The sequence below is a fragment of the Flavobacterium sp. genome (assembly GCF_027533505.1).
Taxonomy (GTDB): domain Bacteria; phylum Bacteroidota; class Bacteroidia; order Flavobacteriales; family Flavobacteriaceae; genus Flavobacterium.
This window is the reverse complement of record NZ_JAPZUB010000028.1, coordinates 1-26,997: the sequence shown is the minus strand read 5'-3', so window position 1 is coordinate 26,997 and position 26,997 is coordinate 1. Positions and strand designations below refer to the sequence as shown.

25 protein-coding genes are annotated in these 26,997 nt (G+C 42.2%); 15 read left to right on the top strand and 10 right to left on the bottom strand.

Going from position 1 to position 26,997, the window contains the following annotated elements:
- Nucleotides 1-6: 6 nt before the first annotated feature.
- Both O9316_RS05995 and O9316_RS05990 read left to right on the top strand, forming a co-directional pair.
- The gene (locus tag O9316_RS05995; protein WP_298203367.1) at nucleotides 7-384 is read left to right on the top strand and encodes a DNA topoisomerase IV; all 378 of its coding nucleotides are present in this window, start codon (nucleotides 7-9) and stop codon (nucleotides 382-384) included.
- A 39-nt stretch (nucleotides 385-423) separates the two neighbouring features.
- Nucleotides 424-1,278, top strand: a complete 855-nt coding sequence (locus tag O9316_RS05990) for a TerC family protein (RefSeq protein WP_298203366.1) — start codon at nucleotides 424-426, stop codon at nucleotides 1,276-1,278.
- A gap of 130 nt (nucleotides 1,279-1,408) precedes the next feature.
- On the opposite strand, the gene O9316_RS05985 is transcribed toward O9316_RS05990, so the two are convergent.
- From O9316_RS05985 to O9316_RS05945, 9 genes are all read right to left on the bottom strand, one after another.
- Entirely contained in the window at nucleotides 1,409-1,705 is a 297-nt protein-coding gene (locus O9316_RS05985; RefSeq protein ID WP_298203365.1) for a type II toxin-antitoxin system RelE/ParE family toxin, read from the bottom strand.
- Nucleotides 1,702-1,944 (bottom strand): type II toxin-antitoxin system ParD family antitoxin, encoded by a 243-nt coding sequence (locus O9316_RS05980; RefSeq protein WP_298203364.1) that lies wholly within the window; start codon nucleotides 1,942-1,944, stop codon nucleotides 1,702-1,704. The genes O9316_RS05985 and O9316_RS05980 overlap by 4 nt, the downstream gene beginning before the upstream one ends.
- A gap of 119 nt (nucleotides 1,945-2,063) precedes the next feature.
- Nucleotides 2,064-4,784 (bottom strand): DNA gyrase/topoisomerase IV subunit A, encoded by a 2,721-nt coding sequence (locus O9316_RS05975; protein WP_298203363.1) that lies wholly within the window; start codon nucleotides 4,782-4,784, stop codon nucleotides 2,064-2,066.
- Between the two features lie 151 nt (nucleotides 4,785-4,935).
- Nucleotides 4,936-6,789 (bottom strand): DNA topoisomerase IV subunit B, encoded by a 1,854-nt coding sequence (locus O9316_RS05970; protein WP_298203362.1) that lies wholly within the window; start codon nucleotides 6,787-6,789, stop codon nucleotides 4,936-4,938.
- A 126-nt stretch (nucleotides 6,790-6,915) separates the two neighbouring features.
- Nucleotides 6,916-8,433: a response regulator gene (locus O9316_RS05965; protein WP_298203361.1), complete on the bottom strand. Its 1,518-nt coding sequence runs from the start codon at nucleotides 8,431-8,433 to the stop codon at nucleotides 6,916-6,918.
- A gap of 5 nt (nucleotides 8,434-8,438) precedes the next feature.
- On the bottom strand, nucleotides 8,439-9,578 hold the full coding sequence (locus tag O9316_RS05960; RefSeq protein ID WP_298203360.1) for an FIST N-terminal domain-containing protein: 1,140 nt from the start codon (nucleotides 9,576-9,578) through the stop codon (nucleotides 8,439-8,441).
- 109 nt (nucleotides 9,579-9,687) lie between these two features.
- On the bottom strand, nucleotides 9,688-10,782 hold the full coding sequence (gene ychF / locus O9316_RS05955; RefSeq protein ID WP_073363555.1) for a redox-regulated ATPase YchF: 1,095 nt from the start codon (nucleotides 10,780-10,782) through the stop codon (nucleotides 9,688-9,690).
- Between the two features lie 61 nt (nucleotides 10,783-10,843).
- On the bottom strand, nucleotides 10,844-12,013 hold the full coding sequence (locus O9316_RS05950; protein WP_298203359.1) for a hypothetical protein: 1,170 nt from the start codon (nucleotides 12,011-12,013) through the stop codon (nucleotides 10,844-10,846).
- 126 nt (nucleotides 12,014-12,139) lie between these two features.
- The gene (locus O9316_RS05945; protein WP_298203358.1) at nucleotides 12,140-12,490 is read right to left on the bottom strand and encodes a 4Fe-4S dicluster domain-containing protein; all 351 of its coding nucleotides are present in this window, start codon (nucleotides 12,488-12,490) and stop codon (nucleotides 12,140-12,142) included.
- A 60-nt stretch (nucleotides 12,491-12,550) separates the two neighbouring features.
- Here O9316_RS05945 and O9316_RS05940 point away from each other — a divergent pair, with 60 nt between their 5' ends.
- From O9316_RS05940 to O9316_RS05915, 6 genes are all read left to right on the top strand, one after another.
- Nucleotides 12,551-13,609 carry an acyl-CoA reductase gene (locus O9316_RS05940; RefSeq protein ID WP_298203357.1) on the top strand — a complete coding sequence of 353 codons (1,059 nt, stop codon included), beginning with the start codon at nucleotides 12,551-12,553 and terminating at the stop codon, nucleotides 13,607-13,609.
- A 31-nt stretch (nucleotides 13,610-13,640) separates the two neighbouring features.
- Entirely contained in the window at nucleotides 13,641-15,038 is a 1,398-nt protein-coding gene (locus O9316_RS05935; protein ID WP_298203356.1) for a T9SS type A sorting domain-containing protein, read from the top strand.
- 134 nt (nucleotides 15,039-15,172) lie between these two features.
- Nucleotides 15,173-16,243, top strand: coding sequence for a 3-phosphoserine/phosphohydroxythreonine transaminase (gene serC, locus O9316_RS05930; RefSeq protein WP_298347066.1), 1,071 nt, complete (start codon nucleotides 15,173-15,175; stop codon nucleotides 16,241-16,243).
- Between the two features lie 133 nt (nucleotides 16,244-16,376).
- The gene (locus O9316_RS05925) at nucleotides 16,377-17,333 is read left to right on the top strand and encodes a D-2-hydroxyacid dehydrogenase (protein ID WP_298203354.1); all 957 of its coding nucleotides are present in this window, start codon (nucleotides 16,377-16,379) and stop codon (nucleotides 17,331-17,333) included.
- Nucleotides 17,334-17,419: 86 nt separating this feature from the next.
- Entirely contained in the window at nucleotides 17,420-17,854 is a 435-nt protein-coding gene (locus O9316_RS05920) for a DUF6146 family protein (protein ID WP_298203353.1), read from the top strand.
- A gap of 20 nt (nucleotides 17,855-17,874) precedes the next feature.
- Nucleotides 17,875-18,192, top strand: a complete 318-nt coding sequence (locus tag O9316_RS05915) for a DUF6787 family protein (RefSeq protein ID WP_298203352.1) — start codon at nucleotides 17,875-17,877, stop codon at nucleotides 18,190-18,192.
- 22 nt (nucleotides 18,193-18,214) lie between these two features.
- Here O9316_RS05915 and folE read toward each other — a convergent pair whose 3' ends face one another.
- A complete protein-coding gene (gene folE, locus O9316_RS05910; protein WP_298203351.1) occupies nucleotides 18,215-18,889 on the bottom strand; it encodes a GTP cyclohydrolase I FolE in 675 nt (224 codons plus the stop codon).
- 150 nt (nucleotides 18,890-19,039) lie between these two features.
- Between folE and O9316_RS05905 the strand changes: the two genes are divergently transcribed.
- The 7 genes from O9316_RS05905 to scpA all read left to right on the top strand — a co-directional run bounded on the left by O9316_RS05905 (nucleotide 19,040) and on the right by scpA (nucleotide 26,838).
- The gene (locus tag O9316_RS05905; protein WP_298203396.1) at nucleotides 19,040-19,696 is read left to right on the top strand and encodes an ABC transporter ATP-binding protein; all 657 of its coding nucleotides are present in this window, start codon (nucleotides 19,040-19,042) and stop codon (nucleotides 19,694-19,696) included.
- A 3-nt stretch (nucleotides 19,697-19,699) separates the two neighbouring features.
- The gene (locus tag O9316_RS05900) at nucleotides 19,700-21,409 is read left to right on the top strand and encodes a hypothetical protein (protein WP_298203350.1); all 1,710 of its coding nucleotides are present in this window, start codon (nucleotides 19,700-19,702) and stop codon (nucleotides 21,407-21,409) included.
- On the top strand, nucleotides 21,387-22,151 hold the full coding sequence (locus tag O9316_RS05895; protein WP_298203349.1) for a TIGR02757 family protein: 765 nt from the start codon (nucleotides 21,387-21,389) through the stop codon (nucleotides 22,149-22,151). The genes O9316_RS05900 and O9316_RS05895 overlap by 23 nt, the downstream gene beginning before the upstream one ends.
- A 107-nt stretch (nucleotides 22,152-22,258) precedes the next feature.
- On the top strand, nucleotides 22,259-22,867 hold the full coding sequence (gene udk / locus O9316_RS05890; RefSeq protein ID WP_298203348.1) for a uridine kinase: 609 nt from the start codon (nucleotides 22,259-22,261) through the stop codon (nucleotides 22,865-22,867).
- Between the two features lie 6 nt (nucleotides 22,868-22,873).
- On the top strand, nucleotides 22,874-23,227 hold the full coding sequence (locus O9316_RS05885) for a septum formation initiator family protein (RefSeq protein ID WP_073363574.1): 354 nt from the start codon (nucleotides 22,874-22,876) through the stop codon (nucleotides 23,225-23,227).
- A 120-nt stretch (nucleotides 23,228-23,347) separates the two neighbouring features.
- Nucleotides 23,348-24,712 (top strand): methylmalonyl-CoA mutase subunit beta, encoded by a 1,365-nt coding sequence (locus O9316_RS05880; protein ID WP_298203347.1) that lies wholly within the window; start codon nucleotides 23,348-23,350, stop codon nucleotides 24,710-24,712.
- A 2-nt stretch (nucleotides 24,713-24,714) separates the two neighbouring features.
- On the top strand, nucleotides 24,715-26,838 hold the full coding sequence (gene scpA / locus O9316_RS05875) for a methylmalonyl-CoA mutase (RefSeq protein ID WP_298203346.1): 2,124 nt from the start codon (nucleotides 24,715-24,717) through the stop codon (nucleotides 26,836-26,838).
- Nucleotides 26,839-26,997 lie beyond the last annotated feature (159 nt).

Genomic DNA, 26,997 nt, shown 5'->3' with positions numbered 1-26,997 from the left:
AAAATTATGAAAAAAATTACTGGTATTCTTTTATTCCTCCTCACCGTTTCGGCCTGTCAGAAAATGCCGGAATGCAATTGTACTGATTTTAAAACCGGTACCTTCGAGTTTGTACAAACCATCAATGGGAAGTCGGACACCACCCGCTTTGTGCGCACGGCCGACGAACAAATTGAAACCTATCAAGGGCGCACCGATACCGCCAATGTCCGCTGGGTGAACGATTGCGAACTCATTATTCAGAAAAAAAATCCACGGAACCGCGAAGAAAAAAAAGCCATCAGCATGAAAATTGTCGAAACCAAAGACAATCAATACATTATGGAATATTCCTTCGTGGGCGATGTCAATAAACAACTCGGAACCGTAACAAAACGCGATTGATTTGCGTACAACCGACTGAAAACCTAAACCTAACCTTACATGGAAATTTTATTTTCGTCCAATGCGCTCATTGCGTTATTGACACTTACGTTTCTGGAGATTATTCTCGGAATCGACAACATTGTCTTTTTATCGATTGTTTCAGGAAAACTCAAAGCCGAAGACCAGCCCAAAGCCCGCCGCATCGGATTAATTTTGGCGATGGCCTTTCGTATCGTGCTACTTTTCGGTATTACTTGGGTTATGAGTTTGAAAGCCACTATTTTTGATTTCGATTGGGGCTTCCTCTCGGGACAAATAACGGGACAAAGTTTGATTATTTTTGCTGGGGGACTCTTTCTATTGTACAAATCGGTGACCGAAATTCACCATAAACTCGAGGGTGAAGAGGAAAGTGAAAGCGGTAAAGCCTCCACCTCCTTGTCGGGTGCCATTCTTCAAATTGCCCTTTTAAATATCGTATTCTCATTTGACAGTATTCTCACGGCTGTCGGTTTGGTAAGTAGCGATCCCGCTCCGAAAGGGTTTGGTGAAGCTGCCATCCTTATCATGATTCTATCGGTTGTGATTTCGATTATTATTATGATGATTTTCGCGGGACCCGTATCGAAGTTCGTCAACGAGCACCCTACGATTCAAATTCTCGGTTTGTCGTTCCTTATCTTAATCGGTGTCATGTTGCTCGCCGAGGGGTCACACCTTGCGCATTTCACCTTCTTCGGCCACAACGAAGTCCACAGCATCCCCAAAGGGTATTTGTACTTCGCGATTTTCTTCTCGCTTTTTGTAGAATTTTTGAACATGAAAATGAAAAAAACGAGCAAAAAACCGGTTCAATTACGCAACAATACCATCCACGACGAAAAACTAAAAGATACCGATATTACCAATTAATACAGAAGCACCTTTCGGGGTGCTTTTTTTTGGGCGTTGCGGTTCCCGCCGGGCTGTCCGCGGTACCGGCCTGCCTACGGCTACGGCAGGGTACCTTGCTCCCATCCCTAACGCGGGTTGGGTGCGTTTATCAAATTTGATTGGAAATATCCATCATTTGATGCAAAACACGGATAACTTCTACAATTCCATCTTCAGCAATACGATAAATAATCAAATGGGATTTCACTTTAAATTGACGGTAACCTGGTTTTATGAACCCAATATCTTTCCCGCAATTTACATCACTAACTATAGTATTGATTTCCTGAAACAACAAACGGTAATAATAATTGGCCTGATTTAGCGACCAGTTTTCAAATGTATAGCGCCAAATAGTATCAATATCTTCACGTGCTTTGGCACTAATCCGAAAGGTGGCTTTCATTCATGTTTCTTTTGAAGCTTTGCCAAATGTGCTTCTGCATCAAAATCAGCGATCATCCCGCTTGCTTCACCTAATTCTATTTCTGCTCGTAATTTTTTAATTTTTTGTTCTTCAACTTCGAGTAATCGGAGTGCTGAACGCACCACTTCACTCACCGAACTGTAGCGTCCTGAGGCAATCTCTTCGTTTACAAAATTCTCAAAATAATCACCTAATAATATGGAAGTGTTTTTTGCCATATCGTTTCTTTTTATCAAATATACCAAAAATTGGTATGCTAATGAAAACCTCACAAAAATTTGCAGTCCGTTCCCAACTTGAACCAAAAAAACCTGCTCATTCCAGCAGGTTTTCTTTACTATTCTAAGGCCAACGTAATTTGACCGTCATCGTCCAATTCAGTAGGAATATCGGGATTTTCGCCTTCTTCCCCTTCTGAAGATGCCGACACTTCGGGCTCTTCCTCGGGTTCTTCATACGGCAACGGATCCAGTAAATTCACTTGTTTCAATTTATCGGCTGTCAATTGATTTCCGAGCGCTTTAATGCCTTTTATTGCAATAAACTGCTCCAAATCGACCACCTGATTTTCCTTTTGCACGCCCTTTACTTTGGCATAAATCACCTCAGCCACAGGACGCCAATCGGTGGAAACAATTTCCAATTGCGATTTCTCATGTTCTGAAATAAAGAGTTCCTCTTTGTTCTCATTCTCCACCAAGAAACGTTTGACAAAATAGCGCTCTTTTTCGCCGTCATAATAAATACAGGAAATTGGCTTCTTCGGATTCCATTTCTCCAACACGATCATGTCTTCGTCAAAATGGGTCGTTAACTCAGGGATGATCGTTTTCAGTTTTCCACTTTGGTTGATAATCAACAAACGATCGTTGGGTTTGAATTCGCCCAAGAGTTCGCCCCTTCCATCGACATTCAAGCGTTGTACCGTATCGTCAAACCACACTTTTCGCGGACGTAGTGTCGAAATTCCTTTCTCTTTCAATTCAATTTTCTTAATCGGGTATTTACTCACGGTGTTTCCGCGTGAGGCCCGACCCTTAATCATGATATCGGCAAAGTCAACATCCCATTTCAATTTTTTTACACTACCGACTTGACGTAACAAAATGGTCACGGTTTCTGCTTCTCCATTGGGATTGGCAGAGAAATACAAGACCATACTGCCCGCTTTTTCTTGGGTTAAGTCGTACAACTTATCGCGGGTCACGCCACTTACATTGAATCGTTTGATGAACGAGGCGCCATTTTTCCCGTCGCGGTAGATCATATTGTAGATCGTACGCTTGTCGTTTTTGTCAAATACCGCCACATGGATAATGTCTTTCCCGATGAACTTTTTATCGTCCACTTTGGTAATCATCATTTTTCCATCGCGCAGAAAGACAATCACGTCATCGATATCCGAGCAATCGGCTACGTATTCATCGCGTTTCAAACTTGTTCCAATGAACCCTTCTTCGCGATTTACGTATAATTTGGTATTGCGTAACACCACTTTCGTCGCTTCAATGGTATCGAAGTTGCGGATTTCCGTTTGGCGCTCCCGACCTTTGCCGTATTTGTCTTTAATGGTTTGGAAAAAGGCAATGGCATATTCGGTCAAATGCTCCAAGTCGTGTTTCACTTGCTCCATTTCGGCCTCCAATTTGGCAATCGCGTCATCGGCCTTATCCGAGTCAAATCGCGTGATTCGAATCATCGGAATCTGGGTCAGCTTTTGCAAATCGTCATCGTGGATATCGCGCACAAAGTCCTTTTTAAACGGCTCAAAACGCTGGTATAAGTATTGGTATAAGTTTTCACGATCGGAATACAATTTGAAATCGATGTACATTTCTTCCCGAATGAAAATCTTCTCCAAGGTAGACAAATGCCATTTATTTTCAAGTTCGTCCAGCTGGATTTCCAACTCGCGCTTGAGTAAGTTCTTAGTGCGTTCTGTAGAAATGCGCAACATTTCCGAAACGCCCATGAATACCGGATTGTTATCGACAATCACACAGCCCAGTGGTGCAATAGAGGTTTCACACGCGGTAAACGCATACAAGGCATCAATGGTTTTATCAGGAGACACACCGGGCGGAAGATGTATCAAAATTTCGACTTCGGCCGCGGTATTGTCTTCAATCTTTTTGACTTTAATTTTCCCTTTTTCATTGGCTTTCAAAATACTATCAATCAAGGTCGACGTATTGGTAGAAAACGGAATTTGGGTAATCACCAAGGTTTGTTTGTCCAATTGGGAGATTTTGGCACGAACCCGAACACGGCCACCGCGCATCCCATCGTTGTAATTGGACATATCGGCAATACCCGCTGTGGGAAAATCAGGATATAATGTAAACGATTTCCCCTTTAAGACTTTGATGGACGCATCGATGAGTTCGTTGAAATTGTGCGGTAAAATCTTGGTAGACAACCCTACGGCAATCCCTTCCGCCCCTTGCGCTAATAACAATGGAAACTTTACGGGCAAATGGATCGGCTCATTTTTACGACCGTCATAACTCAGTTGCCAGTTAGTCACTTTGGGGGAATACAAGATATCCTGCCCCAATTTGGAAATACGTGCCTCGATATAACGGGACGCTGCGGCACCATCTCCGGTGAGAATATTTCCCCAGTTTCCTTGCATATCGATGAGCAAATCTTTTTGACCAATTTGCACAATGGCATCGCCGATACTCGCATCGCCGTGTGGATGGTACTGCATGGTATGTCCGACGATATTCGCCACTTTGTTGTAGCGCCCATCGTCCAACTCTTTCATGGAGTGCATAATACGTCGTTGCACGGGTTTGAATCCGTCTTCAATCGCAGGAACGGCACGCTCTAGGATGACATACGAGGCGTAATCCAAGAACCAATCCTTGTACATACCCGTTACTTTGGTAATGGTATCTTCTGGATTTTCGTCGTTTTCGTAAAAATGACTCCCCGAAGCGGGACGAATTACCTCGTCAAAGCCCTCTTCGGTTTGCTCTTGCGGCGCATCGTTTCCTGAATCGTCTGGCGATCCGTCTTTATGGGGAACAATATCCTCTTCTTCGTCTTTCATATTTAGCTTCTAAGTCGCTAAGTCGCTAAGTCACTAAGCTTGAACCTAGATCCAATACCTCAATAACTTCTATGACTTCGTGCTTATAATTATTTTTCTTTCATTTAACAACCTCTCGCTCAGCTACTCAGAAACTTCGTAGCGCAGCAGCTTAATTCTCCAACACATCCAATTCCACTTTCAAGTTATTGATAATGAAATCTTGACGGTCTGGGGTATTTTTACCCATATAAAACTCCAACAAGGTCTCAATCGACGTGGCTTTATCCAACATCACGGGATCAAGTCGGATATCTTCTCCTATGAAATATTTGAACTCATCGGGTGAAATTTCACCTAATCCTTTGAATCGGGTGATTTCGGGTTTGGGTTTCAGTTTTTCAATAGCGGCAACACGTTCTTCGTCGCTGTAACAATAAATGGTTTCTTTTTTATTGCGCACCCGGAACAAGGGCGTTTGCAAAATGAACAAATGGCCTTCTTTGATTAATTCGGGGAAAAACTGCAAGAAAAACGTAATCAACAACAAGCGAATGTGCATCCCGTCGACGTCGGCATCGGTGGCAATGACAATGTTGTTGTAGCGCAAGCTGTCGTAATCTTCTTCAATATCTAAAGCCGCTTGGAGCAAGTTAAATTCTTCGTTTTCGTACACGATTTTTTTGGACATCCCATAGGAGTTCAACGGTTTTCCGCGCAAACTAAACACGGCTTGCGTATTCACGTCCCGACTTTTGGTGATCGAACCCGAAGCGGAGTCTCCCTCGGTGATGAATAAGGTACTTTCTAGGCAGCGCTCGTTTTTGGTATCGGTAAGATGGATACGGCAATCGCGGAGTTTTTTATTGTGTAAACTCGCTTTTTTGGCCCGATCACGTGCTAACTTACGAATACCCGAAAGTTCTTTACGCTCCCGTTCGGCCTGTAAGATTTTTTTCAACAAGGCTTCGGCGGCATCTGGATTTTTATGCAAATAATTATCCAGTTTGGTTGATACGAAATCGTTGATAAAGGTTCGAATCGAAGGGCCATTGGGTCCAATATCGGTTGACCCTAATTTCGTTTTGGTTTGGGACTCGAACACGGGTTCTTCGACCTTAACGGAAATAGCAGCGACAATGGACTTACGAATATCCGACGCTTCGAAGTTTTTATTGTAAAAATCACGAATGGTTTTGACCACCGATTCGCGAAATGCATTTAAGTGTGTTCCCCCTTGTGTCGTATTTTGTCCGTTTACGAAGGAATGGTATTCTTCTGAATATTGCGTTTTACTGTGGGTAAGTGCCAATTCGATATCCTCCCCAACCAAATGAATGATCGAATAAACCGAATCTTCTTCGGTGATGGTTTCTTGTAATAAATCTTTCAGACCGTAATCCGAGTAGTATTTTTCGCCATTGAAATAAATCGTTAGCCCCGTATTGAGGTAACAATAGTTTTTCAACATCCGCACCACATACTCGTTGCGGTATTTGTAATTTTTGAAAATGGTATCGTCGGCGATAAACGACACTTTGGTTCCCCGGCGCTTGGTCGATTCTTGGATGTCCTCTTCCACCGTTAGATTCCCCGCAGAAAATTCCGCCGCCTTTTGTTGGTTATCCCGCACGGATTCCACACGGAAAAAGTTCGACAACGCATTCACCGCTTTCGTACCGACTCCGTTCAAACCTACCGATTTTTTGAAGGCTTTGGAATCGTATTTCCCACCGGTATTCATTTTGGACACGACATCCACCACTTTCCCAAGGGGAATACCCCGACCGTAGTCGCGTACGGTGACTAATTTGTCTTTGATGGTTACTTCGATGGTTTTTCCTGTACCCATGACAAATTCGTCGATACAGTTGTCGATGACCTCTTTGAGTAAAATATAAATACCATCATCGGGCGAAGATCCGTCACCTAACTTTCCGATGTACATCCCAGGACGCATCCGGATGTGTTCTTTCCAGTCGAGTGAGCGTATGTTATCCTCATTATATTGCACCTGTTCAGCCATATTCCAAATTGTAACGAATTTCAGCTAATATAAGGTTTCCGAGGCGGTTTTGGAAGGCAAAAAAAGGAAAGTTATTAATAATGTTTTTGACAGGATTTTGCCTTTTTTAATACAAATTTATTGCCACTAACTGAGTTTTTTACTAAACTTTTTCAACTTCAAATTCAATTCTTTTGGATTGAAAGGCTTGATGATATATTCGTTAATTCCAACTTGAAGCGCACGTTCGAGGTAGCCAAAAGAGGCTGAGGCCGTTAATGCTATTATTGGAGTATCAGCATCGGTTTCCCGAATAATCCGTGTCGCTTCATAGCCATCCATCACGGGCATCGACAAATCCATTAACACTACGTCATAATTCCCCTGTTGATGCATTTGTACACCAATTAAACCATTTTCAGCAACGGCTACTGCTACACCCCAATGGCTCATGATCTTCTCGGCAATTTTGATATTGATTTTATTGTCCTCAACCAATAGAATTCGGAGGCCGTCAAGCATTACTTCGGTTTGTCCGTCGTCATGCAAATCGAAAGTATTTGCCTGAGCATCAATAGGCAAACTCAAGGTGAAATAAAAATTTGTCCCTACTCCAAGTTCACTTTCAAAAGCGATATCGGAATCAAATAAATGCAATAAGCGTTTGGTGATCACGAGTCCGAGTCCCGTTCCCCCAAATTGTCTAGAGGTTCGGGTTTCAGCTTGTGAAAATTTTTCAAAAATTGACGTAAATTCCTTTTTATCGATACCAATTCCTGTATCAATCACCTCAACCTTGAAAGTAGAAATTCCACCGGCTACCTCCAATTGTGTCACACGAATTGTGATGGTCCCCTGTTGCGTGAATTTGATGGCATTGGACACTAGATTGGTAATGATTTGATTCATCCGCAGCGGATCACTTACCACATTCGACACAAAATTTTCGTCGATTTGTAAGCGAATTTTGTTGAGGTTTTCATTGGCACGGGCTTGCAAGGCGCGCGCGATTTGTTGGATTAGACTCTTGAAATCAAAAGGAATTTTTTCCAAATCGATTTTACCCGCTTCAATTTTATTAAAATCTAAAATATCATTGATAAGTAAGAACAGATTTTGAGCTGAAAGTTTGAGTACCTCAATGTTTTCCTGATATCCTTGTAGGGTATCTTCTTTTTCCATAATGTACACAAGTCCGATAATCGCATTGAGGGGGGTTCGAATTTCATGACTCATAATAGAGAGAAACTCTGACTTTGCCTCATTGGCATTTTCGGCCTCTATTTTGGCCTGATTTAATTGCTCTTGGTAGATCCTTTTTTGATCGATTTCACGATTGAGAATTTGAATTAGTTGCAGTAAATTGGTTTCACCTTCCAACGGTTTAGAATCGTCATTCAATTGTTGAATTAAGGCTACCAATTGCGATTCAAACAACTGTTTTTTCTGCAATTCAATTTGGAGCTTTTTGGTCACTTCAAAGTACTCTCTATCGTTTAATAGGGTCGATTGTTCAAACAATTCAGCGTCCTTTTCATAATTAAAATAGGTTTGATTAATCACTTCAATAAACGCCTCCAATTGAGGAATGTGTTGAAAATCATGTTCGGCCAAATACTTATCAATTTGTCGATTCAAATGCCGATGTAAATCATTTCTCTCCATAGCAATTAGGCTTCAAAAAGGGTGGCAATAGTCATGGTTTGGTTATGCAATTCACAACCTAAATCATACTTATCAGGGGAAATTTCACCGTAGGAATAAAACCCAAACAACACGGTTTCGTTACCAAACGTTTGCTTGATGAATTCTAATTCTTCATCTACCCGTTCTGCCAAAACGATACGGCGTCCCACACAACTTACCAAAAAAGCCAATTGTGGGCGAGATGGAAGCTGTGTGCGAAGTTGCATAGCCGCATTGGCCGCTGCATCGATCAATTTATCCATATTGCCGCGCATGAACCGCACGCGAGAGCCCAACGGTATATTACCGGCAAAGGTCATGGATTTTTCCTGTTCATCTATAGCCAATATAGTTCGCACAACAGGCTCTGACTCGGGATTCTCTTTCATAGATAAAGGAAAATAAAGGGCTGAACCCGGGAGCTCTTCGGCATATTTCCCCAAATAGTCTTTGTACAATTCAAGCGCGTTTCGGTCCCCAATACGATACAAAACATTTTTATTGGAATGGGTCACTTCCCTTTCGGGTCCAAAATCAGCCCATCCGCCTTCACTGGCAAATCCAAACTTCAATCCTTCTCCATAAAACCCAACCGCCACTATTTTACCAGGTTGCGCATCAGCATTGAGTCCGACAATTGTTTTTTCAAAACGATACTCATCGCCTGCTAATCCGCCAAAAAATGGAATTTTCCCATCCGACTGCGTAATTAATTCCTGAATTAATTCAGAACCATTGACATGTGTTCCTTCGGAGAGTAAAAGAACTGCTCTAAGATCGGGCGTCAATAACTCGGCGCTAAATTTTTTACCCATTTCTACAATCGAATTATCTTTTTGGTCCTCAAATTCTAAAGCTTTGAAGCTTGCCTTTTCGAGTTGAATCGCGGTAACTACAATAGCTTCTTCAATACGAACGTTATTAGAAATCTGTCCGGAAGAGGAACAAATAAGAATTGTTGCCTTCGGGTAAATGGTCTGTAAAAGTTGAAATGGTGGGTGTTTTTCTAACAAAGTAGTTTGACCAAAAGCTAAGACTAAACAGATTTCTTGGGCCTGAAAGTGTGCGTCACAATAAACTTCTTCAAATGTATTGCCCTGAACTAGCAGTTGTTGTAATTTCATAGTTTAGCGTGTTGTTGTGTAGACTTGTTAAATGTATAAAATTTGTTAAAACAAAATAAAAAAAGCACGGAAAAACCCGTGCTTTCTATGAAAATTTAAGTGATTTAACTTATACATTAAATCGGAAATGCATCACATCACCGTCTTTCACGATATATTCTTTTCCCTCGACGCGAAGTTTTCCCGCCTCTTTTACTTTTGCTTCTGAGCCGAATTGGACATAATCATCGTAAGCAATCACTTCGGCTCGGATAAATCCTTTTTCAAAATCAGTGTGAATCACGCCTGCTGCTTTGGGAGCGGTATCCCCCACATGAATGGTCCAAGCGCGAACTTCTTTCACCCCTGCGGTAAAATAGGTTTGTAAATTCAACAAACGATAAGCGGCCCGAATCAATTTGGAAACCCCAGGCTCATCCAAGCCCATATCTTCTAAAAACATTTGCCGCTCTTCATAGGTCTCTAATTCGGTAATATCGGCCTCAGTAGCCACAGCCAATACCAGTACTTCGGCATTTTCAGATTTGACCAATTCGCGTACTTGGTCAACATAAGCATTGCCATTTACCGCTGAATTTTCATCAACATTGCAAACGTAAAGTACGGGTTTGGTGGTGATTAACTGAAAGGCTTCCAACAAATCGGCTTCGTCTTGGTTTTGTGCTACAACAGTACGTGCGGATTTTCCTTGCAACAATAAATCGCGAATTTGATTTAATAACGACTGTTCCAAAACGGCTTCTTTGATGCCCGCTTTGGCCGTTCGATTGACTTTTTCCAATCGTTTTTCAACCGTTTCAAGGTCTTTCAATTGCAATTCAATATCGATAGTTTCTTTGTCGCGAATCGGATTCACATTGCCATCTACGTGTACAATATTATCGTTATCAAAACAACGTAACACATGAATAATCGCGTTACATTCTCGGATATTGGCCAAAAACTGATTGCCTAACCCTTCGCCTTTACTAGCACCTTTTACCAATCCGGCGATGTCTACAATTTCAACCGTAGCGGGCAATACCCGTTCAGGATTGACCAATTCTTCCAATTTTTCCAAACGCGGATCGGGCACATTGACTACCCCAATATTAGGCTCAATGGTACAAAACGGAAAGTTCGCACTTTGCGCCTTGGCATTGGATAAACAATTAAAAAGAGTTGATTTCCCTACATTGGGCAATCCCACGATACCTGCTTTCATTGATTTTTATTTTTGTGGGGCAAATATAGCGCATTAAACCCATTCAAAAAACAGCAAAAATCTAAGGTTCGTCGGAGATATTTTTGATAATGGCTTCTTCTTCAGGAGTAGGGAGCAATCCCGAAACATTCCAGTAATCGGTGAGAATTTTATCTTTTAGGTTAAAAAGGGCTTTGTCTTTGAAAATTTCGCTCTCCTTAAAAGAAAACTCATTGCGACTAAATCCCGTGGTGATGAAGTAATTACGGACTTCTATTTCGGTACGAACGTCCTTTTTATCCACCCGTTCAAATCCAATTTCTTCGCGCGAACTCAATAGATAATACTCTTGATCACCTGCATAACGATAGATGTTTTTGTAATTGGATTTGTAGAGATTGCGAGCGCCCACACTGCGCTTTTCGGGAGCATTGGCTACGGCATTGGGCGTGACAGAGGAACTGACTTCAAGAATAATTTTCTTTTTCTTATCGTACAAAATGGTGTAATCGTCTTTAAAACCTTTTACAGGATCAAGGGGATTGATCACCATTACATAGTAGTTGTCATTTTTGGTATAGGACTTAATCAAAAAATCATAATCCTTTCGTGCGCGGGCCTCCAGTAAGGGTTCGAGGTATTTAAAATTGTAATAATTCCCCATAATATTATTCAAATCGTACCCCAATAGGTCTTGTGAAACATCGGCATCCACCAACCCGATCGAGCGGTTTTGCTCCACGAGAATGTCGTTTTTAAAATCTTTATTTTTTCCAGAAATCTGAAAATGCAGTAACCCATCGTTATAAAACATGTAGTTGCCATTCCGTTTAAAAAATTCGCGGGAATAGACTTTTAAGCGGCACGGAGTGGTCAATTTGTCGACTGAATTTTCAATCAATCCTTTGAGTATTTTTTGTGGATGCTGCTTGGTGATCACAATCTCATCCAAAGTATTCACAGCACTTTTTAGAAAAATAACATTCTCTTTAAGTTTTAAAGCCGTCGAGCGAACACTTTGACTTTCATAGCTCGAATGGGCAATTTGAATACTGGACACCCCCTTGAGGGCAAAAGAAACACGTCCTTCGGGATTGCTGATGTAATTTTGCTTGGTACGTAACACCGTAACGGTTACATCTTCAATAGGAGCTTGGGTTTCGGCATCTTTAAACACCAAATGAATATCCCCTTGTTGGGCATGTGCAATCGTCAAGAGACATCCGAACCAAAACAGAAGAAACGTACGCATCACTAGCAGGATTTGTTATCAAATTTAAGAAAAACACCGTAAAATTTGCAAACTTTTAACAAAAAGGCATAAAAAAAACACCTGAAAATAGAAAGTGTTTGATATTTTCTTACAAGTAAATTTGACCTACTCGTTGTGTAAAAACGATTGACGGTTCAATAAGGTTTCTTCGCTTTCCACATGATCGTCATCGGGTACACAACAGTCTACAGGACATACGGCAGCGCATTGAGGCTCTTCGTGAAACCCTTTACACTCGGTACATTTTCCAGGCACAATGTAATACAAATCATCCGAAATAGGACGTTGAGGGGCATCCGCGTCAATGGTAGTTCCATCGGGAAGCACAACCGATCCGCGTAATTTTGTACCGTCTTTGTACCGCCAGTTATCCGCACCTTCATAAATCGCAGTATTCGGACATTCCGGCTCGCAAGCACCACAATTGATGCACTCGTCAGTTATTTTGATTGCCATAGCGAATTTTATTAGTTTTGTGCAAATTTACAATCAATACCCTTCATACACAAGCACCCCATGTTACAATTCGATAAAAAATCAACGTTGGTTCATTTAGGTCATTTTTTACACCAATTTGGCACCACGACTCCTACAAAAAATCCAGCGGTTTTGCACAACGAATTGTTTTTTGACCGCATGCTTGGGCACCTCGAATCGGCGCAACATCACAACGGTTGGTTTACCCCTGAACAAATGCGTTATGCTTTACAATCATGGGCTCAAGCGCTCACCGAAGACAACCTAAACACTTGGCTCCAACCCTATGACTTTGGAAATATTCAACCCAAAACGGTGGGCTTGGTGTTGGCGGGAAATATTCCGTTGGTAGGATTTCATGATGTATTGAGTGTGTTGGTTTCGGGACACAAAGCCCTTGTAAAAACATCGTCTAACGATCAAAAAATGGTGCCTTTTCTGGTGGAGTATTTGATTGCTTGCGAGCCTCGCATAGCAGATTATATTTCTTTTACCGAAGGGAAACTTGAAGGATTTCAAGCCGTGATTGCAACAGGAAGCAATAATACGGCACGCTATTTTGAGTATTATTTTAAGGACAGACCGTCTATCATTCGTAAAAACCGAAATTCGGTTGCGGTGATGGACGGTACGGAAACCAAAGAGGATTTAATACAGTTGGGGGAAGATATTTTTCGCTACTTTGGACTGGGATGCCGCAATGTTTCGAAGGTATTTGTTCCCGAAGGCTACACGTTTGACCGTTTTTTTGAAGCGATGTACACCTACAAGGATTGTATTGCCTATGAAAAATACGCCAACAATTACGATTACAACAAAGCGGTATTTTTGATGAGCTTATTTCCCATTTTGGATAATGGTTTTCTCACGTTGAAAGAAGACGCGGGATATGCTTCACCGATTTCTTCTATTTTTTACGAATATTACAAAGATTTATCCGTGGTTCAGGAACGTTTGGAACGCGAAAAAGGCCAATTACAATGCATCGTCTCCAAAGGAATTGTAACCGATAGCATTCCGTTTGGTAAAACCCAACGCCCCGAATTATGGGATTATGCCGATCATGTAGACACCTTGGCTTTTTTACAAACGATTTAATATCACTACATTTACTATAAAATGTAATTCTATGAAGCCACTAATACTTGTATTCGTATTTATTTCTGTATTCGCATATTCACAAACCCTCTCACCTATATATCCCGCTTCAGGGTTTTCTGGTAGTGCCTTTGGTAAGCGAGTCGTCTTGGATGAAAACAATCATTTATTTGCGACGACTCAAAACACAACCTTTAATGCGCAAAAGGGTAAGATTTATCGATTTGATTGTACATCTGGGAACGTGGTACAAACCAATTTTTATGACATTCCAACCTTGACGGCGGAAGACGATTTTGCCTACAGTATAGATGTCAATCAAAATTTTGTTGTAGCTGGAGCGCCCAGTAAAGATGGATCGGTTGCGAACGCTGGTAGTGTCTACGTTTTTGAAAATTCAACGACAGGAACATTAATCCAAACCCTTACGGCTCTGAATTCGATAGCTGAGGATCATTTTGGAAAAAACATCCATATCTTGGGTAACTTTCTATTCGTGAGTCAAGTTTCCAGTTTGAGTGGCAATGCAGGTTCGGTCTATGTGTACCAATTCAATGGTACAACCTACAACTATATTCAACAAATTACAGCACCAGGAACACCCTATTTTGGGAGTAAAATTTGGACCCATAACAACCGAATTTTTATTGGAACTGGCATTTCATATTACACCTCGGGTGACTTTCAATCGTTGAAAGCCTTTGATTGGAATGGAAATACTTGGGTTGAAAATGCGGCTTTTCATTTTACGAATACTTCTGCGAATATGATTAAGGATTTTGCCTTTCACAATGATAAACTCCTCGTCTTAACGAATGATTACTCGGCCAATTATCTAACAAGCTTTGAACACAATGGAATGGGGTGGACCAATTCAACTACTATGAATCTAAATTACGGCGATTCTATAGTCAACGGGTTGAAAATTGAAGGCGATATCATGGTTATTGGAACAAATAATTACACGTTACAAACAGAACGAAAATTTCCTTTACGAATCTATCACTATTCAAACAACACATGGAATCACACCTCGACGCTTTACGGCCAAGGAACCGATTTTCAAGATGATGCCTTCGGGAGTGCCCTCGCGATTAACAGCAGTGGTTTAGGTATAGGAGCGCCCTTAGAAAACAACCCTAGCCCTTATGACGGTAAAGCTTACTATATTCCTTTTTCAAGTTTGGGAAATCGAACCTTTTCAAGCGCTACTTTGGTAATCGCTCCCAATCCTGCTCACGATTTCATTCAATTACCCGCTGATTTTAGCTGTCAAAACTTGACGCTTTATGATGCAAGCGGCAAATCATTATCGTTTACGAATGAAAATGGATTTATTCCTATCGCTCACTTGGAAAGCGGGATGTATTTACTACAAGCAACCGATAAAAACGGTGCGATTTTCACAACAAAATTCCTAAAAAACTAATTAACTACTTATTAACTAAAACGTTTTAGTTGATAAGTCGGATTAGAATCCCTCCCTTCCCAATCGGATATCTCTCGCGTAATGTTGAAATTTGCACCCATACAACATCACACGAATTTATTGGACAGTTACTCATGAAAAAACACAATTACAGCGCTGGACCCTGCATACTTCCTCAAGAGGTTTTTGAGCAATCGGCGCAAGCGATTTTGGATTTTAATCAATCGGGCTTGTCGATTCTCGAAATTTCGCACCGCAGTAAGGATTTTATTGCCGTCATGGAAGAAGCGCGCGCTTTGGTTTTGGAATTGCTTGGCTTGGAGGGAAAAGGGTACCACGTTTTATTTTTACAAGGCGGCGCGAGTATGGAATTTTTACGCGTTCCCTACAATTTTATGAAAGTCGATGGAAAAGCTGCGTACTTAGAAACGGGAACCTGGGCCGCGAATGCCATCAAAGAAGCGCAACTTTTTGGAGAAACGGTAATCGTGGGAACTTCTAAAGATGCCAATTTCAATTATATTCCCAAAGATTACGCTATTCCAGCAGATGCCAACTACTTCCATTGTACGAGTAACAATACGATTTTTGGCACCCAAATGAAATCCTTCCCGAAAACCGATATTCCGATGATTTGCGACATGAGTTCGGATATTTTTTCGCGCACGTTGGACTTTTCACAATTTGCCTTGATATATGCAGGAGCCCAAAAGAATATGGGGCCGGCGGGAACAACGCTAGTGGTAATCAAAGACGCATTGTTGGGAAAAACAGGACGCACCCTACCCAGCATGATGGACTACCAAAAACAAATTAAAGGGGAAAGTATGTACAATACGCCGGCTGTTTTTCCGGTATATGCCTCTTTACTCACGTTACAATGGTTGAAAAAACAAGGTGGAATTGCAGGTATCGAAAAAATTAATGCGGCAAAGGCAGCCTTATTGTATGCCGAAATTGACCGTAACCCATTGTTTGATGGCACTGCCGCTATCGAAGATCGCAGTACCATGAATGCCACTTTTTTGTTGAAGGATGCAGCGCACACTGAAAAGTTTGATGCCCTCTGGAAAGCGGCCGGTATTTCGGGATTGAACGGTCACCGTTCGGTAGGGGGCTATCGCGCCTCGATGTACAACGCTTTGCCGTTGGAAAGTGTACAAATTTTAGTAAACACAATGCAAGAATTGGAGCGTTCGATTTAAGTCGGACTAGCCCCATGCCTTCGGCAGGCAGGCGGATGGTTCCGAATTTTAGGGAGGCCTCCTATTATGAAGCGCCAGCGGAATAAAAGATACAGCGAACAGCCTGATTAGCTCCAAAAAAAATACGATACAAATGAAAGTTTTAGCAAACGATGGCATTTCCAAAAGTGGAATTGCAGCCTTAGAAAAAGGCGGTTATGAAGTAATCACAACAAAAGTGGCACAAGAACAAGTGGCCAATTTTGTCAATGAAAAAGGAATTGAAGTCGTCTTAGTACGAAGCGCCACCAAAATTCGTAAAGACATCATCGATGCCTGCCCCGGACTCAAAATCATTGGTCGAGGAGGCGTTGGGATGGATAATATCGATGTAGATTATGCGCGTAGCAAAGGAATTCAGGTGATTAACACCCCAGCTTCATCCTCTGAAAGTGTCGCCGAACTGGTATTTGCGCATTTGTTTACGGGGGTTCGTTTTTTACACGATGCCAACCGAAACATGCCGCTGGAAGGCGATTCCAACTTTGACGAGTTAAAAAAGGCGTATGCCAACGGTACTGAATTACGCGGAAAAACCTTGGGTATTATCGGGTTTGGACGCATTGGGCAAGCGGTGGCTAAAATGGCTTTGGGCTTGGGGATGCGTGTGATTGCCTCCGATAGCTTTATCGATAAAGCGTCGATTCGGGTCGAATTTTACACGGGGCAGTTTATTGATGTCGATATCCTCACCGAACCTTTAGCCGATGTCCTTAAGCATGCTGATTTCATCACGTTACATGTACCCGCGCAAGAAAAGTATATTATTGACAAGGAAGAATTTGCTTTGATGAAAGACGGTGCAGGAATTGTCAATTGTGCCCGAGGAGGTGTAATCAATGAAGTGGCATTGGTGGAAGCACTTGACCAGGGAAAAATTGCGTTTGCTGGATTGGACGTTTTTGAAAATGAACCCCAGCCAGAGATTCAACTATTAATGCACCCTAAAATCTCCTTAACGCCCCACATTGGTGCGGCCACCTTGGAAGCCCAAGACCGTATCGGAACGGAATTGGCCGAGCAGATTATCGGTTTGCTGGGTAAAAAATAATACAAAAAGCATCCTTCGGGGTGCTTTTTTGTTAAAAGCACGTAAATGATGAAAACAAATTACGCGCAATTGTGTACTTTTAAATCATGAAAATCGGCGGTGTATTTATCGTTTTTCTCTTCATCCTATGGAGTTGCGCGAGTACAACCCCAAAGTCCAATACGGCTGCGGTGGCACAAAACACTTCATCGGGCGATACGTTGCGGATTGCCAATGATTCCTTAGAGTATGAAGTAATTATCATTGAGCCCGGATTTTATGGGTGGTTGGACTCCTATGCGCGACCCCGAGGGTATTACTCCGAAACTTTTTTGGAAAGCAGGAACCGTGTTTGGGTTCAAGAATGGAATAGCAGATTTAATCAAGGAAGGCGTTCAAAAGCTTTACAATACGAAATGCGTATCGATTATGATCCAAAAATTCATTATGGCTACGAAGTCAATTATTTGATTTATAATTTTTTTATATTCTACCAACTACGACACAATGAGCGATTGGGAGTTTTTGATGTCCGTCCTTAATTTGATATCTTTGTCCCCCTATGGCGAGCTTTAAAGAACGTTACCACATTACTTCCAACTGGCAATACGCTGTGATATTGCTCGTCTTTGCACTCACGGGTTCAACGGCTGCCTATTTAGCAAAACCACTATTGGCTTGGGTAGGTATTACGCGGGAAACCGTTCCCGTTTGGTTGTATTACATTATCTATTTTGTGGGGATTTTCCCGGTATATCAAGTGTTGTTGGTCGGTTATGGCTTTCTTTTTGGGCAGTTTAAATTCTTTTGGGCTTTTGAAAAAAAAATGCTGCGGGGGATGAAGTTGGGGTTCCTCGTCGATTTTTTTGAAAAAAAATAAGGGACGTTGCCGCCCCTTGATTTTAGTTATTCTTCTCACCCAATAAGCGGAAGAAGTCATCTCGATACTCTTTTTTCTCAAAAATGCCGCCGTACTGGAAAGTAGACGTAAAACTTGTCTCGTCTTTAATACCGCGGCTGGAAACGCATAAATGTTTGGCTTCCATCACCACCATAACGTCATCGGTATCTAAAACTGCCTTTAATTCGTTAAATACTTGCATCACCATACGCTCTTGAACTTGGGGACGACGGGCAAAGTAATCGACAATACGATTTAATTTGGATAAGCCAATCACTTTTCCATTGGAAACATACCCAATATGTGCTTTTCCAATAATGGGTAAAAAATGGTGCTCGCACGTGGAGTTGAAGTTGATATTGGCTTCGACCAACATTTTATCATAATGGTACGAGTTGTCAAATACTGAGATTTTGGGTTTGTTGTCAGGGTGTAACCCTGAAAAAATTTCTTGCACATACATTTTAGCTACCCGATGGGGAGTGCCGCGCAAACTGTCGTCGGTTAGGTCCAACCCGAGGGCTTCCATAATTTGCTCAAAATGATGCTCGATTACCGTCATCTTCTCCGCATCCGTTTTGACGAAAGCATCCGGACGTAAGGGGGTGTCGGCAGCGGTCATTTGGTGATCATCACCAAGGATTTCATACAATTCTTTTTCTGTGACGGTGTTCATGGGTTTTTTATTTTGTCTAACAAATGTACGTTTTTATTAAACAAAAAGCGGACTTTAACGAATATTTAATAGCTGTCAAGTGGATGAGTTTACAGATCACCCCTTGTGGTATTCCCATTTTTCTTCGTTTCTTTGTAAAAAATGGAATCGATGATAACGGCCAAAAATATCCACAAACATTACAACCAATTGCATGTACTCAAAGGCGTTGATTTAACCATTGAAAAAGGTGAAATTGTTTCTATTGTAGGGGCCTCTGGTGCGGGTAAAACGACCTTGCTCCAACTGTTAGGCACCCTCGATCATCCCGATAAAGGAGCGGCTACCCTTACGATTGATGGGGTTAATGTGTTGGCCTTGCGCGACAAAAAACTGTCCGCCTTTCGAAACCAAAAGTTAGGCTTCATTTTTCAATTTCACCAACTTTTACCTGAATTCACCGCGCTAGAAAACGTGTGTATTCCTGCCTTTATCGCTGGGACATCGAAATCTGAAGCAGAAGCCGCTGCCAAAAAACATTTAGAATACTTAGGTTTGGGCGAACGCTTGCACCATAAACCCTCGGAACTCTCGGGAGGAGAACAGCAACGCGTGGCTGTGGCCCGTGCCCTCATCAACCAACCCGCTGTTATATTTGCCGACGAACCTTCGGGAAATTTAGACACGGCATCTGCCGAAAATTTACACCAACTGTTTTTCAAATTACGTGACGAATTGGGGCAAACCTTTGTCATTGTCACACACAATGAAGAATTGGCCAATCAAGCCGACCGCAAGTTGGTAATGGTCGACGGAAAAATGAGTTAGCCTATGCTTTTCATCCTGATTTCTTGGTTCTACATCGCGTTTACCCTTTTGATATGGGGAACCGCAGGAAATCAGTGGCTTAAAACCCAAAGTAGAATTCCGCTGGTAAAAACCATTTTGGGATTGGGCTTGGTTACTTTTTTTGCCGGTGTATGGGCTTTTTTTGGACGCATTCATTGGGAATTTCATACAGTTTTATTGGGACTCAATGTAATTCTCGGTTGGCGGTATTACCCGTTATGGAAAAGAGCGGTTTTTGAATCGTATCTTCGTTTTAAAGCCTGGTCATGGCCCCTAAAATGGTACTTCTTACTAGTGAGTTTACTTCTTTTGGCCCAATGCGCTTCAGCCCCCTATGTAATTGACAATGAGTCGTATTACATTCAAAACATCAAATGGCTCAATGAATACGGCATGGTCAAAGGCTTGATCAATTTGCACTTCTTTTTGGGACAGTTAAGCGGATGGCATATTGCCCAAAGTGCTTTTAATTTTTCATTCTTATATGACCGTTTCAATGATTTAAGTGGCCTTTTACTTTGGTATGGGTTTGCCTTCTCCATAGAGCAATTGTCAACCTATTTTAAAAGCAAAAAACGTCTCGATTTAGTGGTAGGCTTGTTTCCCATTACGGCCCTGCTCTTATTTCAATTCATCAGTGCTCCCTCACCCGATGTGGTAGTTTATGTGTTGAGTTTCCTTATTTTTTATCTTTTTATTTCCGAGTATCACCAACCCTCTAAGGCAACTTTTGTACAACTGACCTATGTAGTACTTTTTACCCTCTTGGCCAAAAATACGGCCCTAACGTTGGCCTTATTGCCGTTGTATTGGTTTGTGGTTCATTTCAAAAGGCTCCAAGTTTGTTTCTCTAAAGTAGCCTTACTTTGTAGTTTGACCCTAGGCTTATTTATCGCTAAAAATTTAATTATTTGTGGAGTACCTGTTTTTCCTTCCCAGCTGTTTTCTGGACAGTATTTTGACTATTCCTTACCCCCTGAAATCGAACATTTTTATTACGAAGAGTTGAAGAAATATGGCTATTTTCTCACCACCGAAAACTATGATGCCTTTTCCCGTTGGGATCTATTTTTACGTTGGTTACAACTCCCCAAAATGAACGGATTATTCAATAAACTAGAAGTGCTTTTGCTCGTATTTACGCCTTTTGTATTTTTCATCCTCAAAGAAAAAGGATACCGCGTAGTATATGGAATACTCGTCATTCAGTTGGGCATTTTATTTGCCACCTCACCCCAATACCGTTTCTTCCTTAACGGGATTTTGTTTTTGGCATGCCTCTGGCTCAGCTTGGTAATTTCACAACGGAAAGCCATATACAGTCTGCTCTTTATGAGTCTACTTCCAGTACTTTGGGCGGTGTTGGTTCCGGTAAACTTAAATCGTTTTTCCAACTATAAGTTCATGTTGGAACTCAGCCATTTCAAACCTGAATATACACTATCGCCCCACCCCAACTCCAAATACCAAATGTACTTTGAAAAACGCAAAGAAGGGAATTTGAACTACTACAGCCCTAAAAATAACGACTTCTTCTGGGGTACTTACAACGGTCCCTTACCGACCGTCAACAAAGAACAAATCGAGTATTTTAAAACGTATTTTCATTTGATTCCGCAACAGCGCACCCACGACCTAAAAGACGGTTTTTATTCCCAATACCTTCCCAATGAGCCCCAACGAACTCCGTGATTTTTTGAATGAAAAGGTAGAACGATACAATCGTCCTGATTTTATCTCCTCCGATCCGATACAAATTCCACATCAATTTTCCCAAAAAGAAGACATTGAAATCGCTGGCTTTTTGGCGGCAACCCTCGCCTGGGGTAACCGAAAAATGATCATTAAATCGGCCCAAAGTCTCATCGAACGCATGGGCAATACCCCCTATGATTTTGTGATGACGCATCGGGAATCGCACTTGGAGCAATTGGAAGGGTTTGTGCACCGCACCTTCAACGCCACCGATGTAAAAACGTTCGTTCGGGGGTTGCGGCATGTATATTCCCATCATGGCGGCATGGAAGCGCTCTTTCAAAAACACCATACTTCACAGTCGATGCAGCCCGCTATCAGTGCTTTCAAAAAGCATTTTTTTGAAATAGCGCATGAAGAACGGACCCAAAAACACATTTCCGATCCGCTGAACAACTCTGCCGCCAAACGCATCAACATGTACTTGCGTTGGATGGTACGTCAGGATAAAAAAGGGGTGGATTTAGGCCTTTGGAAAAACATCCCGATGGCTGCCTTATCCTGCCCGCTCGACGTGCATTCGGGCAATGTAGCGCGCAAACTCGGACTCCTTTCGCGTAAGCAAAATGATGCCAAAGCCCTGGTAGAATTGGACACAGCCCTACGCGCGTTGGACCCCCACGACCCTGTTAAATATGACTTTGCCTTGTTTGGCTTGGGGGTGTTTGAACAATTTTAGGCTTACAAAACGATACTAAATTTGCAAGATTTGTCCCCTTAAGGTAGGTGGCAATCGAACTAAAATTGCTATTTTTGTCTACTGGTTCAACACTGAAAACAACACCCATGCTGATAATTGGAATTGCCGGAGGAACAGGCTCTGGAAAAACCACGGTAGTACACCAAATCATGAATGAGCTTCCGCAAACGGAGGTCGGAATCATTTCCCAAGATTCGTATTACAAACACCATCCCCTTTTGAGTTACGAAGAGCGCAGTATGATTAACTTTGATCATCCACGGGCGATTGATTTTGAATTGTTGGTGCAGCACTTAAAAGATTTAAAAGCGGGCCAAACTATAGAACAACCGGTGTACTCTTTCGTAACGCACAACCGCACTGAGGATACCGTGATCACCCACCCGCGGAAAGTAATGATTGTTGAAGGAATTTTGATTTTCAATAGCCCTGAACTACGCGACATGTTTGATGTAAAAGTGTTTGTGCATGCCGACTCCGACGAACGGTTAATTCGCCGCTTAAAACGGGATATCGCCGAACGCGGTCGCGACATGGAGGAAGTGCTCAATCGTTACCAAACGACCTTAAAACCGATGCACCAACAGTTTATCGAACCCACCAAAGCCTTCGCAGACATTATTATCCCAAACGACAAATACAATACCGTGGCCATTGATGTGGTTCGCGCGGTAATCAACCAACGAATTGCCTAACCAACGATGAAACAGTGGTATCAAAATCTTATTGCCAATTATCCCTTCCTTCGCTTTTTGGGAAGCCGATACACGCTGGTTTTGATATTCTTTGTGGTTTGGATGTTATTTTTGGACAATTACGCTTACTTCGACCACCGCATTTTGGATAAAGAAATTAAGGAACTCGAAGAGAACAAAGCCTATTATCAAGAGGAAATTACCAAAGACGAAAAAAGCATTAAAGAAATGAATTACCCAGGGCATATCGAACGCTATGCTCGTGAGAAATATTACATGAAACGCGATAGCGAAGATATCTACATCATTGATATCGAGGAACAACGCCGCAAAGATAGTATTGAAGGAGCAAAACTTTAGTACATCCATGAAACGTCATTCCCGCTGTCCGCACTACATGCCTGTCGGCAGGGTAGTTTGCTCCCATCGGGGCTATACCGCCGACGCCATTCTAGAAAACAAAATACTAAAACAGCATTCGTGAGTCAGAACAACCTCTTTCAAGAATTTGATGCCGTTTCCTCCAAACAATGGAAACAGCAAATCCAGTACGAACTCAAAGGTGCCGATTACAACGAAACCTTGGTTTGGGAAAGCCCCGAAGGGATTAAAGTGAAACCCTTTTACCACCGCGACGAATTTGAATCTTCGTGGCCCACGGGGGGACCCAAAAACGCATTTAAAATCACGCAAAATATCTTTGTCCATGATGTGGCCAAGTCAAATGCACGTGCCCTCGATACATTGCAGCGCGGCGCCGAATGCATTCGCTTTACCCTCGAAAATAAGGCAATCGCTATTGGCGAATTAATGCAAGGTTTGCCCTTAGGCGCTACCCCTTATTTTTTTTATTTGCCGTTTCTTGAAATCGATTTCGTGAATCAGTTGCACCATTTTGCAACCCAAAATCAAGCTCATTTTATACTTCAGATAGACCCCATCGGGCAACTCGGACGAGACGGGAACTGGTTTGAAAACCTTGACAAGGATTTTGAAAAACTAAATCATATCGCTCAATACAGCGCACTCCCCTTTCTTTCGATTGACAGCAGTTTGTATCAAAATGCAGGGGCCAATATAGTGCAACAACTGGCGTATACCTTGGCCCATGCCAACGAATATTTCAACCGTATTCCCCAACTCCAACACCCTTTTACAGTACATGTAGCTGTAGGCTCCCATTACTTTTTTGAAATCGCCAAATTGCGTGCCTTACGGTTGTTGTTTACCACTTTGGCCAAAGAATACAGCCATGAGCAAGAGGTGCGAATTCTTGCTACACCAAGTCGCCGTAATAAAACCTTGTACGATTACAATGTGAATATGTTGCGTACTACTACCGAATGCATGAGTGCCGTGTTGGGGGGAGCCGATTTTGTAGCCCATTTGCCTTATGATGCCTTGTACCATAAAGACAATGAATTTGGCGACCGGATTGGGCGAAACCAACTATTGATTTTAAAACACGAAAGCTATTTTGATAAGGTTCAAAATCCCGCCGATAGGGCCTACTATATTGAAACAGTTACACAACAATTGGCCGAAAAAGCCTTAGCATTGTTTAAAGATATCGAAGCCAATGGCGGCTTTATCACCCAATTGATGGAAGGCACTATTCAGCGTAAAATCAGTGAGAGCGCCCAAAAAGAGCAGGAGGCCTTTGATGCTGGGAAAGAAGTATTGCTGGGCACCAACAAATACCCCAACAAGAACGATCGTATGAAAGGCGATTTGGAATTGTATCCGTTTGTAAAACAAAATCCACGGAAAACCCTTATCAGTCCCATTATCGAAAAACGATGGGCCGAAAAAATGGAACAAGAACGTTTAGCTTCAGAAGAATAACCATGCGAAAAAATATACAACACCTGTCGCTCCCTTCAAAAACCGCAGAAACACCCGTTGACGCAACGAATCATTTCACAACAGCGGAGGGAATTACAGTCAAATCAAGTTATACTGAAACGGATATAGAAGGGCTAGATCATTTAGACTTCGGAGCGGGTTTTGCACCCAATCTACGCGGTCCCTATGCCACCATGTATGTGCGACGCCCTTGGACGATTCGGCAGTATGCAGGATTTTCAACAGCCGAAGAAAGTAATGCCTTTTACCGCCGAAATTTAGCCGCCGGACAAAAAGGACTTTCAGTAGCTTTCGACTTGGCGACCCACCGCGGTTATGACTCCGATCACGAGCGCGTAGTAGGCGATGTAGGAAAAGCGGGCGTCGCTATCGATTCGGTGGAGGATATGAAAATCTTATTCGACCAAATCCCCTTGGATGAAATGTCGGTTTCTATGACGATGAACGGAGCTGTTTTACCCATCATGGCCTTTTATATCGTTGCGGCCGAAGAACAAGGCGTAGCCCCACATTTGTTATCGGGAACCATCCAAAACGATATTTTAAAGGAGTTCATGGTGCGAAACACCTATATCTACCCACCCACTCCATCAATGAAAATCATTGCGGATATTTTTGAATATACCAGCAAAAATATGCCGAAATTCAACTCGATATCCATATCGGGATACCATATGCAAGAGGCTGGTGCAACCGCCGATATTGAGTTGGCCTTCACCCTAGCCGACGGATTGGAATACATTCGCACGGGAATGGCAGCGGGCATGGACATCGATTCATTTGCACCGCGTCTATCGTTCTTTTGGGCCATTGGAATGAACCATTTTATGGAAATTGCTAAAATGCGAGCGGGTCGTATGCTTTGGGCCAAATTGCTAAAGCAGTTCCAACCGAAAGACGATAAATCCTTAGCGTTACGTACGCATTGCCAAACCTCGGGTTGGAGTTTAACCGAGCAAGATCCGTTTAACAATGTAGCACGAACAACCATAGAAGCCGCCGCCGCCGCTTTTGGAGGAACCCAATCCTTGCATACCAATGCCTTGGATGAAGCCATTGCCTTACCTACGGATTTCTCAGCACGTATTGCCCGAAATACACAAATTTATTTACAAGAAGAAACCAAGATTTGCAAAACCGTTGATCCATGGGCGGGCAGTTATTATGTCGAAAAATTAACCGCTGAAATTGCTGAAAAAGCGTGGGCGTTGATTGAAGAAGTGGAATCTTTGGGTGGAATGACCAAAGCCATTGAGGCGGGTATTCCGAAATTACGCATTGAAGAGGCAGCAGCCCGAAAACAAGCACGTATTGACAGTGGACAAGATGTGATTGTAGGAGTGAATAAATTCCGTTTAGCGAAAGAAGACCCCTTACATATTTTGGAGGTGGATAACCAAACCGTGCGTCGTCAGCAAATCGAACGTTTGGAGCAAATAAAAGCGAGTCGTGACACGCAAGCGGTTCAAGCAGCTTTGGCGCGCTTAACTGAATCTGCGAAAAACGGTGGGGAAAATTTACTATCTTTAGCCGTAGAAGCCGCGCGATTACGTGCGACCTTGGGTGAAATTAGTGATGCTTTAGAAACGGTTTTTGGTCGGTATAAAGCACAAATTAGAAGTTTTAGCGGCGTGTATAGTAAAGAAATCAAAAACGATGAAAGTTTTAACAAGGCCCAAGAGTTAGCCAATGCTTTTGCGCAAAAAGAGGGTCGTCGTCCGCGTATAATGATTGCCAAAATGGGACAAGACGGACATGATCGTGGCGCTAAAGTGGTCGCAACGGGTTATGCCGATGTGGGCTTTGATGTAGACATTGGTCCGTTGTTTCAAACGCCAGCAGAGGCGGCCAAACAAGCCGTGGAGAATGATGTGCACATTTTGGGTGTTTCCTCGTTGGCGGCGGGACATAAGACACTAGTTCCTCAAGTGATTGAAGAATTGAAAAAATACGGCCGTGAAGATATCATGGTGATTGTAGGCGGTGTCATTCCGGCACAAGATTACCAATTCTTGTTTGATGCAGGCGCCGTTGCCGTTTTCGGCCCGGGCACAAAAATTAGTGAAGCTGCGATTCAAATTTTGGAAGTGCTTTTGGAAACGTAAATAAATTTAAACTAAATATAACCCGTTGGGTGTAATTATTTGAATTAAAAAAAATTGAATAAATGTTGGTCAAGATACTGAAAATCAGTATCTTGAAGTCGCAAAACAACCAACATTTATGACAAATATAGTTAAAAATTATTTTAGAGTTTTAGAAGT

Excerpts from the sequence above, each read along its gene's own strand:
- O9316_RS05895 (WP_298203349.1), top strand. The coding sequence starts at position 21,387 with ATGAGCCCCAACGAACTCCGTGATTTTTTGAATGAAAAGGTAGAACGA.
- ychF (WP_073363555.1), bottom strand. The coding sequence starts at position 10,782 with ATGAAAGCAGGTATCGTGGGATTGCCCAATGTAGGGAAATCAACTCTT.
- O9316_RS05925 (WP_298203354.1), top strand. The coding sequence starts at position 16,377 with ATGAAAGTTTTAGCAAACGATGGCATTTCCAAAAGTGGAATTGCAGCC.
- serC (WP_298347066.1), top strand. The coding sequence starts at position 15,173 with ATGAAAAAACACAATTACAGCGCTGGACCCTGCATACTTCCTCAAGAG.
- scpA (WP_298203346.1), top strand. The coding sequence starts at position 24,715 with ATGCGAAAAAATATACAACACCTGTCGCTCCCTTCAAAAACCGCAGAA.
- O9316_RS05915 (WP_298203352.1), top strand. The coding sequence starts at position 17,875 with ATGGCGAGCTTTAAAGAACGTTACCACATTACTTCCAACTGGCAATAC.
- O9316_RS05940 (WP_298203357.1), top strand. The coding sequence starts at position 12,551 with ATGTTACAATTCGATAAAAAATCAACGTTGGTTCATTTAGGTCATTTT.
- O9316_RS05995 (WP_298203367.1), top strand. The coding sequence starts at position 7 with ATGAAAAAAATTACTGGTATTCTTTTATTCCTCCTCACCGTTTCGGCC.
- O9316_RS05980 (WP_298203364.1), bottom strand. The coding sequence starts at position 1,944 with ATGGCAAAAAACACTTCCATATTATTAGGTGATTATTTTGAGAATTTT.
- O9316_RS05970 (WP_298203362.1), bottom strand. The coding sequence starts at position 6,789 with ATGGCTGAACAGGTGCAATATAATGAGGATAACATACGCTCACTCGAC.
- O9316_RS05935 (WP_298203356.1), top strand. The coding sequence starts at position 13,641 with ATGAAGCCACTAATACTTGTATTCGTATTTATTTCTGTATTCGCATAT.
- O9316_RS05900 (WP_298203350.1), top strand. The coding sequence starts at position 19,700 with ATGCTTTTCATCCTGATTTCTTGGTTCTACATCGCGTTTACCCTTTTG.
- O9316_RS05920 (WP_298203353.1), top strand. The coding sequence starts at position 17,420 with ATGAAAATCGGCGGTGTATTTATCGTTTTTCTCTTCATCCTATGGAGT.
- udk (WP_298203348.1), top strand. The coding sequence starts at position 22,259 with ATGCTGATAATTGGAATTGCCGGAGGAACAGGCTCTGGAAAAACCACG.
- O9316_RS05885 (WP_073363574.1), top strand. The coding sequence starts at position 22,874 with ATGAAACAGTGGTATCAAAATCTTATTGCCAATTATCCCTTCCTTCGC.
- O9316_RS05905 (WP_298203396.1), top strand. The coding sequence starts at position 19,040 with ATGATAACGGCCAAAAATATCCACAAACATTACAACCAATTGCATGTA.
- O9316_RS05985 (WP_298203365.1), bottom strand. The coding sequence starts at position 1,705 with ATGAAAGCCACCTTTCGGATTAGTGCCAAAGCACGTGAAGATATTGAT.
- O9316_RS05965 (WP_298203361.1), bottom strand. The coding sequence starts at position 8,433 with ATGGAGAGAAATGATTTACATCGGCATTTGAATCGACAAATTGATAAG.
- O9316_RS05945 (WP_298203358.1), bottom strand. The coding sequence starts at position 12,490 with ATGGCAATCAAAATAACTGACGAGTGCATCAATTGTGGTGCTTGCGAG.
- O9316_RS05990 (WP_298203366.1), top strand. The coding sequence starts at position 424 with ATGGAAATTTTATTTTCGTCCAATGCGCTCATTGCGTTATTGACACTT.
- O9316_RS05975 (WP_298203363.1), bottom strand. The coding sequence starts at position 4,784 with ATGAAAGACGAAGAAGAGGATATTGTTCCCCATAAAGACGGATCGCCA.
- O9316_RS05950 (WP_298203359.1), bottom strand. The coding sequence starts at position 12,013 with ATGCGTACGTTTCTTCTGTTTTGGTTCGGATGTCTCTTGACGATTGCA.
- O9316_RS05960 (WP_298203360.1), bottom strand. The coding sequence starts at position 9,578 with ATGAAATTACAACAACTGCTAGTTCAGGGCAATACATTTGAAGAAGTT.
- folE (WP_298203351.1), bottom strand. The coding sequence starts at position 18,889 with ATGAACACCGTCACAGAAAAAGAATTGTATGAAATCCTTGGTGATGAT.